This is a genomic window from Gammaproteobacteria bacterium (assembly GCA_003696665.1).
In the GTDB taxonomy this organism is placed as follows: Bacteria; Pseudomonadota; Gammaproteobacteria; order Enterobacterales.
In genome coordinates, this window is the sequence record RFGJ01000121.1 from 1 (window position 1) to 9,368 (window position 9,368).

The 9,368-nt window shown below is 51.1% G+C and carries 10 protein-coding genes; all 10 read right to left on the reverse strand.

Features of this window, described 5'->3' with window-relative positions; translation table 11 throughout:
• Positions 1 to 819: NADH-quinone oxidoreductase subunit M (locus tag D6694_03795; GenBank protein RMH46147.1), on the reverse strand; the 819-nt coding region annotated here is incomplete at its 3' end.
• A gap of 45 nt (positions 820 to 864) precedes the next feature.
• Positions 865 to 2,832 (reverse strand): NADH-quinone oxidoreductase subunit L, encoded by a 1,968-nt coding sequence (locus tag D6694_03800; protein ID RMH46148.1) that lies wholly within the window; start codon positions 2,830 to 2,832, stop codon positions 865 to 867.
• Positions 2,829 to 3,134: an NADH-quinone oxidoreductase subunit NuoK gene (gene nuoK, locus D6694_03805; GenBank protein ID RMH46149.1), complete on the reverse strand. Its 306-nt coding sequence runs from the start codon at positions 3,132 to 3,134 to the stop codon at positions 2,829 to 2,831. Before nuoK ends, D6694_03800 begins: the two co-directional genes overlap by 4 nt.
• Positions 3,131 to 3,748, reverse strand: coding sequence for an NADH-quinone oxidoreductase subunit J (locus tag D6694_03810; GenBank protein RMH46150.1), 618 nt, complete (start codon positions 3,746 to 3,748; stop codon positions 3,131 to 3,133). The genes nuoK and D6694_03810 overlap by 4 nt, the downstream gene beginning before the upstream one ends.
• 21 nt (positions 3,749 to 3,769) lie before the next feature.
• Complete coding sequence (gene nuoI / locus D6694_03815) at positions 3,770 to 4,261, reverse strand: NADH-quinone oxidoreductase subunit NuoI (GenBank protein RMH46151.1); 492 nt, start codon at positions 4,259 to 4,261, stop codon at positions 3,770 to 3,772.
• Positions 4,262 to 4,276: 15 nt separating this feature from the next.
• Complete coding sequence (nuoH, locus tag D6694_03820) at positions 4,277 to 5,296, reverse strand: NADH-quinone oxidoreductase subunit NuoH (GenBank protein ID RMH46156.1); 1,020 nt, start codon at positions 5,294 to 5,296, stop codon at positions 4,277 to 4,279.
• Between the two features lie 17 nt (positions 5,297 to 5,313).
• Positions 5,314 to 7,431 (reverse strand): NADH-quinone oxidoreductase subunit G, encoded by a 2,118-nt coding sequence (locus D6694_03825; GenBank protein RMH46152.1) that lies wholly within the window; start codon positions 7,429 to 7,431, stop codon positions 5,314 to 5,316.
• Between the two features lie 53 nt (positions 7,432 to 7,484).
• The gene (gene nuoF / locus D6694_03830; GenBank protein RMH46153.1) at positions 7,485 to 8,756 is read right to left on the reverse strand and encodes an NADH oxidoreductase (quinone) subunit F; all 1,272 of its coding nucleotides are present in this window, start codon (positions 8,754 to 8,756) and stop codon (positions 7,485 to 7,487) included.
• Between the two features lie 10 nt (positions 8,757 to 8,766).
• Entirely contained in the window at positions 8,767 to 9,285 is a 519-nt protein-coding gene (gene nuoE, locus D6694_03835) for an NADH-quinone oxidoreductase subunit NuoE (GenBank protein RMH46154.1), read from the reverse strand.
• On the reverse strand, positions 9,285 to 9,368 hold an 84-nt coding region (locus tag D6694_03840; protein ID RMH46155.1), incomplete at its 5' end, for a hypothetical protein. The genes nuoE and D6694_03840, both read right to left, overlap by 1 nt.

The window sequence follows — 9,368 nt, forward strand, 5'->3', positions numbered from 1 at the left end:
CGAAGCATATTCGGCCGCTGCATCTGGCGTGATTGGCAGTGCAAAGCGCAAGAAGCCGTAGGTGCCCATCTTCAACATAATCGCCGCCAACACGACCGACCCGCCTGTTGGCGCCTCAACGTGCGCATCGGGCAACCATGTATGCACCGGCCACATTGGGACTTTGACCGCAAATGCCAACAAAAAGGCAAAGAATATCCAAGTTTGCGCTTCCAATGAGAGAGGCAAGTCATGCATGCCAAGTATTGAAAAATTGCCTTGCTTGATCCCCATATAAATCAGCGCAACCAACATGAATACGGAACCAAAGAAGGTGTAGAGAAAGAATTTTATCGTCGCATAGACGCGGTTTGGCCCACCCCAGATCCCGATGATCAGAAACATCGGGATAAGCATAGCTTCCCAGAATAGATAAAACAGAATGGCGTCTAACGCGGCGAATACGCCATTCATTAGCCCGGCCATTATCAAAAAGGACGCCATATAGAAGGCGGGCCTATCCTTGATCACTTCCCAGCCCGCGAGTATTACCAACACTGTGATAATATTGGTCAGGACAATCATGGGCATGGAAAAGCCGTCCACTCCCAACCAATACTCAATCCCCAACGACGGCAGCCACGCGATGCGCTCAACAAACTGCATCGCAGCCGTATTTCGGTCGAAATCCGTCCACAGCGGTACTGTCAGCGCCAAGGTCACCAAGGACACGACCAGAGCTGTCCACTTCGCTCGCTGTGGGTGTCGCTCCCCTGCGAAAAGTAACGTCATCAATGCACCGACAATCGGGACCCAGATTAATAAACTCAGTACTGGCATAGTGGTTTCCACGTATCAGTTATTGTTCATATCCAAATTGGTGGCTCAACCGAAGTAGAGCCAGCCAACAAACCCGAGCAAGCCAACCAACATAGCAAATGCATAATGGTACAAGTAGCCAGTTTGCATTGTCCGAAGCCAAGCGGAAATGCGCCCAACCAAGCGAGCGCTGCCATTGACCGCAACGCCATCGATCAGACCACGATCGCCAACGTTCCATAAAACGGTGCCTGTTGCCACGGCGCCATTGGCAAATACAGCCTGATTCACATCGTCAAAATAATATTTATTAACCAGAATTCGATAGATTGGTCCTAATGCGGCGGCAACTTTTGAGGGCAGTGTCGGAATGCGGATATAGGCGATGTAGGCCATTACGACACCTGCCAACGCGAGGTAGAATGGCGCTGTCTTCAGCGCATGCAGCGCCATTGCCACAGCACCGTGATAATGCCCCGACAACTCTGCGAGGACGTTATGCTCTTCCTTCACAAATATGGCGTCCTTGAAGAAATCACCAAACAACATCGGTTCAATATATAAGGCGCCGATAATGACCGACGGAATCGCCAACAGAACCAACGGCACCCAAACCACAGCTGGCGATTCGTGCAGATGTGCCTTGGTCTCAGCGTCCATGCGTTCTTTGCCATGGAAAACCAAAAATATCAGGCGGAAGCTATACAGTGCTGTGACAAATACACTCACGAGCACGGCGAAATAGGCGTAACCAGAACCCGGCAGGTTAGAATGATGGACAGCCTCAATGATCATATCTTTTGAATAAAAGCCCGAGAAGAAAGGGGTCCCGATCAAAGCCAGCGAGCCAATTAGACAGGTGACGTATGTGATGGGCATATATTTTTTCAGGTTTCCCATCTCCCGCATGTCCTGCTTATGGTGCATGCCAATGATGACGGAACCTGCCGCAAGGAAAAGTAGGGCTTTAAAGAAGGCGTGAGTCATTAAGTGGAATACACCGGCCGCATAGGCAGATGCCCCGAGTGCGGTGACCATATACCCAAGTTGGGAGAGTGTGGAATAAGCAATCACCCGTTTGATGTCGTTTTGCACCACGCCAAGGAAACCCATAAACAGCGCCGTCGTCGCACCAATGACGAGCACGACGCTAAGCGCCACTTCTGATTGCTCGAAAATGGGTGACATACGGCTCACCATAAAGACACCCGCTGTCACCATGGTGGCGGCATGAATCAAGGCCGAAATCGGCGTGGGGCCTTCCATGGAATCAGGCAGCCAGACATGCAAAGGAACCTGCGCTGACTTGCCCATCGCGCCAACAAACAAACAAATCGCGATACACGTCAAAACACTCCATTGCGCCTCTCCCCAAGGGTTGATTGTGGGCGCTTGCGCCGCGACTTCGGGAACACGCGCGAAAACATCGGCGTAATTCAACGAACCGAAATAGGCAAGTACGCCTGCGATGCCAAGTAAGAAACCGAAGTCGCCCACTCGGTTGACCAAGAATGCTTTGAGGTTTGCGTAAACGGCGGTCGGCTTTTTGAACCAGAAACCGATTAAAAGGTATGACACCAAACCAACGGCTTCCCAGCCAAAGAATAACTGCAAGAAGTTGTTGGCCATGACGAGCATCAGCATTGAAAAGGTAAAGAGCGAAATGTAACTGAAAAAGCGCTGATAACCCGGATCGTCGTGCATATAGCCGATGGTGTAGATATGAACCATCAACGAGACAAATGTCACCACCAACATCATCATTACGGTGAGCGAATCAATCAAAAAGCCCACCTGAAATTCTAACCCTCCAATCTGTGCCCACTTGTACACCGTGTAATTGATGGCATCCATACCATCAATGGTGATCACCTTGAACACATAGGCCGAAAGCACACACGAGATAGCCACGCCAAGAATTGTGGCCCAGTGGGCACCGGCTCGGCCAATTTGCTTGCCAAACAAACCTGCCAGAACAGAACCGGCCAACGGCGCCAAGACAATTGCCAAGAGAATATTTTCCATGACCATCAGCCCTTAAGATCGTCTAGTTCTTGTACGTCAATCGTGCTTCGGTTGCGATACAGCACAACCAGGATTGCCAATCCAATCGCCGCCTCAGCTGCCGCGACGGTGAGAATGAAAAACACAAACACCTGACCAGTGAGATCGCCTAAAAATCGTGAAAACGCAATAAAGTTTGTGTTGACTGCCAAAAGCATGAGTTCGACACACATCAACAAAGTGATAACGTTTTTACGATTGATGACGATGCCAGCGACCGAGATAGCGAACAAAATTGCGCCCACAAGCAAATAATCCGCCAAGGTAATCATTGTGCGTCCTCCTGCATTGACTCACGCTTCTCGGCTGGCATCCTGACGATCTTCAATCGTTCTTCTTTGCGCACCCGGACTTGTTCACCAACATCCTGAACTTTCCGCTGACGCACGCCTCGGAAACATAAGCTGATAGCCGCCACCATCGCCACGAGCAAAATGACTGCCGCAAGTTCGAAGGCGATAAAATATTGGGTATACAATACATCCCCCAAGGCCCGAACATTGGAGTAATTTTCAGGCACAGGCGCGACGGTCGTATTTTTGAAAAAGTCTGTGTGATAAAGTTGGTAGAGCGCCACCATAAAGAGAACAGCGCCAGCCACGCCAAATGGTAATGTTTTTGCAAACCCTTCCTTCATGGCCGCAAAATCGACGTCCAGCATCATCACGACGAAGAGGAAAAGGACCAATACAGCGCCGACATAGACCAAAACAAGGGACACTGCCAGGAACTCAGCTTGTGTCATTAGCCATAAAGCGGCCGCTGAGAAAAATGTGACGACCAGCGACAAAACTGCCTTTACCGAGTGGCGTAGCCCAATCACTGCCAATGCCGACAATATCAGCACTGACGCAAAGGCATAAAAGATAAGTTTTTCAACTGTCATTTTTTTGTTCCCGTTTGGTCGTTAGCGATAATCTTTTTGAGCTGCCTTGTCTTGCGCAATCTGCGCCTCGTATTTATCGCCAATGGCCAACAATTTGGCCTTAGTCATGATGTTTTCGCCACGATTTTCAAAGTGATAATCAAAAATCCTTGTCTCAACGATGGAGTCCACCGGACAGGACTCTTCGCAAAAGCCGCAAAAAATGCACTTAAAGAGATCGATTTCGTAGCGCGTAGTGCGACGCTGTCCATCGGTTTCACGAGGGGCGGACTCAATGGTGATCGCAAGCGCTGGGCAAACAGCTTCGCATAATTTGCAGGCGATACAACGCTCTTCCCCGTTAGGATAGCGGCGTAGCGCATGGAGCCCCCGAAATCTCGGAGACAAAGGCGTACGTTCGTCTGGATATTGAACGGTGATTTTCTTGGCAAACATGTATTTCCAGGTGAGCGCCAATCCCTTGCGGAGCTCCTGCAGGCTGAATGTATGCCAGAAATTGTGCAAAAAGCTCATTTGTTGCCCTCGCTATCAATTAAACCAGAATGCAGGCCATTGCAATTTTGCCATCACTGCAACGACAACGAGCCAAACCAAGGTGACCGGAATAAAAACTTTCCAGCCGAGACGCATGATTTGGTCATATCGGAAGCGCGGAAATGTCGCGCGAAACCACAAGTACATAAAGACAAACACACTGGCTTTGAGCAAAAGCCACACGATGCCAGGCACGTGCTCAGACAATGGCCCCAACACAGGAATACCCTGGAAAGGCGATAACCAGCCGCCAAAGAACATCAAGGATGTCAGGACCGAAAGTAAAATCATATTGGCGTATTCGGCCAAGAAGAAAACAGCAAACGTCATGCCTGAGTATTCAACATGGAAGCCAGCGACGATCTCTGATTCGCCTTCAGGCAAGTCGAATGGTGCGCGGTTTGTTTCTGCTACCGCAGAAATCCAGTACACCACGAGAAGTGGCAGTAGTGGCAGCCAATTCCACGTAAAGATATTGCCACTTTGTGCCATCACAATATCGGTGAGGTTTAAACTTTTGCTCATAAGCAACACACCGACCAAGGCAACGCCCATGGCAATCTCGTAGGATACGATTTGTGAGGCGCTTCGCAGTGAGCCAAGAAATGCATACTTTGAGTTAGAAGCCCAACCTGCGATGATGACGCCATAGACACCAATGGATGTCATGGCTAACAAAAACAACAGACCAACGTCGATGTCGGCCAAGACCATCCCAACGTCGAAGGGGATCACCGACCATGCGACCAGCGACGGACCAATGAAAAGTATTGGCGCAACGACAAATAACGCCTTGTTCGCACCGGTCGGAATTATCGTTTCCTTCATTAACAGTTTGACTGCGTCTGCGATCGGCTGAAGCCAGCCTCTCGGACCAACGCGATTTGGTCCAATGCGGAGCTGCATATATCCAATAATTTTTCGCTCTGCATAGGTGGTGTAGGCAACAGCCAACATCAATGGCGCGACGATCGCGACAATTTTAAGAACGATCCACAGCAGATCGATGAACATACTGGTCAAGTCCGACATTATTCAAGCCCCCTGCTGGCTTCACCGGCAGTTGTCATTTGCAGTGACTTCGCACGGCGAACAATCATATCTGTGTCATAAATTGACCACTCTTTTACGGTGTCAACCGTGCAATCAACCGACTCAAAGGTTGGCCAGGTTGACAGTTTCGGAATCGCCCGTTCGCCGAGTTCTGCCATAATCTCTTCAGTCGAGGTGTAGTCAAAACCTTCGAGCTCCATAAAGTTGCCAAGGACACGCAACACCTTCCACGCCGGTCGCGCCTCGCCAACGGGTGGAATCGCACCTTGGAAGGTTTGTCGTTGGCCACATGCGTTGTAGTACGTGCCCGATGTCTCCGCCCATGTACCGATTGGCAGCAGAACATCGGCATAATCACGCAACTCACCATTCGCAAAGGCACTTAACGCCACCACAAAATCAGCGTTTTTGAGCGCGGTCACAGCCTGCTCGCCAAATACACTGTCTCGTCCAGGCTCACAGCCAAGCAAAATAAACGCACGACATTGGTCAATAATTTGTTTGGCATTTTTGCCAATTGCCTGTTCGTTTCCGCTTATTGGCAATGCGCCAGCCACATGCGCGCCCACTGCGTTTGCGCCGTGCGATAGCACCCCCCATTGGGCACCGGAAAGGCTCGCAATCTCTTTCGCCATGGCCATCAAAGCCGCAAATGCAGGGTGCGACTGGGCAACGCCTCCCAAAATCACCGCACTGTTTTCGCCAGCTCTCAATGCATCGGCAATGCTTTGATGCTCTGCGGTTGGCGTCCCGGCCAACGCTGTGATCCATGGTTTATCAGACCCAAGGGCCATGGCAATGTTGGCAAGCTCTGCCAACCAATCTTTTGAACTCACAATGCGCTTACCGGCCAGTTTGAAGTTGAAAGGATAGTCTTCTTGGTTAAGCGCAAAGACCTGGCCATTGCGAGTCGCCTTTCTCAAGCGCAATGCCGCGATTGGCTGTTCCACGCGGATATTGCTGCCGACTAATAAAGTGGCATCAAGGCGTTCCAGCGTATCCACACCAAACTCAAGAGCAGGCGCATGGAGGCCCACGCTATCCAGTGAGAAGTCGGTCTGGTGTAGACGATGATCGATATTGTGTGAGCCCAAGGCCCGTACGAGTTTTTGCAACAAATACAATTCTTCGGTGGTGCTTGATGGCGACGCTAAGGCGCCCAATGCATCAGCACCATTGGCGGACAACACTTCGTTCAGTCGGCCAACAACTTTGGACAGCGCCGTATGCCAGTCCACTGTGGTCCAGGCGCCGTTTTCTTTGATCATTGGCGCTTGCAATCGGTGTGGACTGTGAATCGCTTCGTAAGAAAAACGATCGCGGTCTGATAGCCACACTTCATTGATTGACTCGTTTTCTGCCGGCACGACACGAATCACACGACCGCGACGCGTATGAATTTCAATATTGCTTCCTAGGCAGTCGTGCGCGGCGACACTTTTATGTGCATTGAGCTCCCAAGGCCTCGCCTGATACCGCGACGGTTTCGCCGTCAATGCGCCGACAGGGCACAGATCAATGATATTACCGGAGACTTCAGACTCGACAGACTTTTCGACAAAGGTGCCAATCTCCGAATATTCGCCACGCCCCAGCATCCCGAGCTCACGCATACCGGCGATTTCAGTGCCGAAGCGGACACAGCGTGTACAATGGATGCATCGAGTCAGCTCAGTTTCAATCAAAGGACCGATGTCCTTGTCGCGCACCACACGTTTGCGCTCGGTGTAACGCGAGACATCTTCGCCATAGCCAAGCGCCAAGTCCTGAAGTTCACATTCGCCACCCTGATCACAAATGGGACAGTCTAGCGGGTGATTGATCAGTAGAAATTCCATGACCGCCTTTTGTGCCGCACGCGCCAATGGCGACTTGGTTTTCACAATCATGCCGTCAGCAACGGGTGTGGCACACGCCGGCACCGGTTTTGGCACATTGGCCACCTCGACCAAGCACATCCGGCAATTGGCGGCAACGGACAATTTTTTGTGATAGCAAAAGCGCGGGATATATACGCCGTTCGCATCGGCCACTTCAATTATCATGGAACCCGCTTCGGCTTCGATTTTTTTGCCGTCAATTTCGATGTTCACCATCGCTTCTATCCCATTCCAATCAGGGGTCTCAGTGGTTGATACAACGCTAAAGACTAACTGTTGACCAAACTGCGACCGTGTTGAATGTAATATTCGAATTCATGTCTAAAATGCTTGAGCATGCCCTGAACCGGCATCGCCGCGGCATCACCGAGGGCGCAGATTGTCCGACCTCTAATGTTGCCAGCCACCCGGTCAAGGGCTTCCAGATCTTCCATACGCCCCTTGCCATCAAGGATCCGATGCAGCATGCGCGCTAGCCACCCGGTGCCTTCACGACACGGCGTGCACTGGCCACAAGATTCTTCATGATAGAACTCCGCCAATCGCGCCAACACGCGCACCATGCAAGTGGTTTCATCCATGACGATAACAGAGCCCGCGCCAAGCATTGAACCTGCTTTGGCGAGACTGTCGTAATCCATGGTGAGCTCCATCATAATGTCGGCAGGCAGAACGGGCGTGGAAGATCCACCAGGGATGACCGCTTTTAGTTTGCGCCCTTTCCAGACCCCACCGGCCATTGCCAGTAAGTCTTTAAATGGTGTGCCCAATGGGACTTCAAAGTTGCCGGGCTTTTCGACGTGGCCACTGACCGAGAAAATTTTTGTGCCACCGTTGTTCGGCTTGCCAAGCGAAAGGAACCAGTCGCCGCCTTTTTCCAGAATGACCGGAACAGACGCATAGGTTTCCGTGTTATTGATGGTTGTTGGTTTGCCGTACAAACCATAGTTGGCAGGAAATGGCGGCTTAAACCGCGGCTGACCCTTTTTGCCTTCGAGCGATTCGACAAGTGCAGTTTCTTCGCCGCAAATATAGGCACCGGCCCCGTAGTGGGTGTACAAATCAAAGTCAACGCCCGAACCTAGGATGTTTTTACCCAGCAGGCCTGCAGCATAGGCTTCTTTCAGTGCCGCTTCAAAACGGGCAATCGGCTCATAGAATTCGCCTCGAATATAGTTGTAGCCGACCGTCGCACCCATCACATAGCCACCAATGGCCATGCCTTCGATCACCTGATGCGGGTTATAGCGCAAAATGTCGCGGTCCTTGCACGTTCCCGGTTCGCCCTCATCGGAATTACACAATACATATTTCTGAACATCCGAATTTCTGGGCATGAAGCTCCACTTTAATCCGGTCGGGAATCCAGCCCCTCCACGTCCTCTTAAAGCAGATTTTTTCAGTTCTTCAATAATCTGTTCAGGCGGCGTTTTTTCTTTCAGAATGCGACGCCAAACCTGATAACCGCCCACACTTTCATAGGCCTTCAGCGACCACGGCTCTTCAAGACCTAAGGTTCGATAGCATACTTGTACAGACATGGCTAGTTCCTCATTGGGCCGGTTGCGCGAGCTTATCTATCAGAGCGTCTAGCTTTTCGGGCGTCATGTGTTCATGAAACTCATGATCGACTTCAAGCATCGGGGCCCCAACGCACGCCCCCTGACACTCAACCGCGCGCAACGTGAACTGTCCGTCGCTTGTGGTCTCGCCCGGCTTGATGCCTAAACGCTTTTCAATATGAGCGATCAAATCATCACTGCCACGCAGCATGCAGGAAATGTTTGTGCATACATTGATGACATGGCGACCTACCGGCTCCAAGTTATACATGGAATAAAACGTCGCCACTTCATACGCCGCTATGTGCGGGATTTCCAAGTAATCGGCCACGGCATCCATCAGTTCCGTAGTGAGATGACCACCATTCTGCCGCTGGGCAATCATCAAACCCGCCATCACCGCAGAACGCTTGCGATCTTCAGGATACTTCGCCACCCACTGATCGAGTTCGGCAACAGCATCAGAGCCGATCATTCGCTCGAGGTTTTGTTTCGCGTTCGTATTCATCAGCGGTCAATCTCCCCGAATACAATATCCATGGTGCCGATTAACGCCACAACATCAGCAAGCATATGACCCTTGGCCAGTTC

What these genes read in the sequence shown, in the direction of transcription:
- D6694_03810 (RMH46150.1), bottom strand. Translation starts at nt 3,748, where the DNA reads ATGACAGTTGAAAAACTTATCTTTTATGCCTTTGCGTCAGTGCTGATA.
- nuoF (RMH46153.1), bottom strand. Translation starts at nt 8,756, where the DNA reads ATGTCTGTACAAGTATGCTATCGAACCTTAGGTCTTGAAGAGCCGTGG.
- nuoK (RMH46149.1), bottom strand. Translation starts at nt 3,134, where the DNA reads ATGATTACCTTGGCGGATTATTTGCTTGTGGGCGCAATTTTGTTCGCT.
- nuoE (RMH46154.1), bottom strand. Translation starts at nt 9,285, where the DNA reads ATGAATACGAACGCGAAACAAAACCTCGAGCGAATGATCGGCTCTGAT.
- nuoI (RMH46151.1), bottom strand. Translation starts at nt 4,261, where the DNA reads ATGAGCTTTTTGCACAATTTCTGGCATACATTCAGCCTGCAGGAGCTC.
- D6694_03825 (RMH46152.1), bottom strand. Translation starts at nt 7,431, where the DNA reads ATGGTGAACATCGAAATTGACGGCAAAAAAATCGAAGCCGAAGCGGGT.
- nuoH (RMH46156.1), bottom strand. Translation starts at nt 5,296, where the DNA reads ATGTTCATCGATCTGCTGTGGATCGTTCTTAAAATTGTCGCGATCGTC.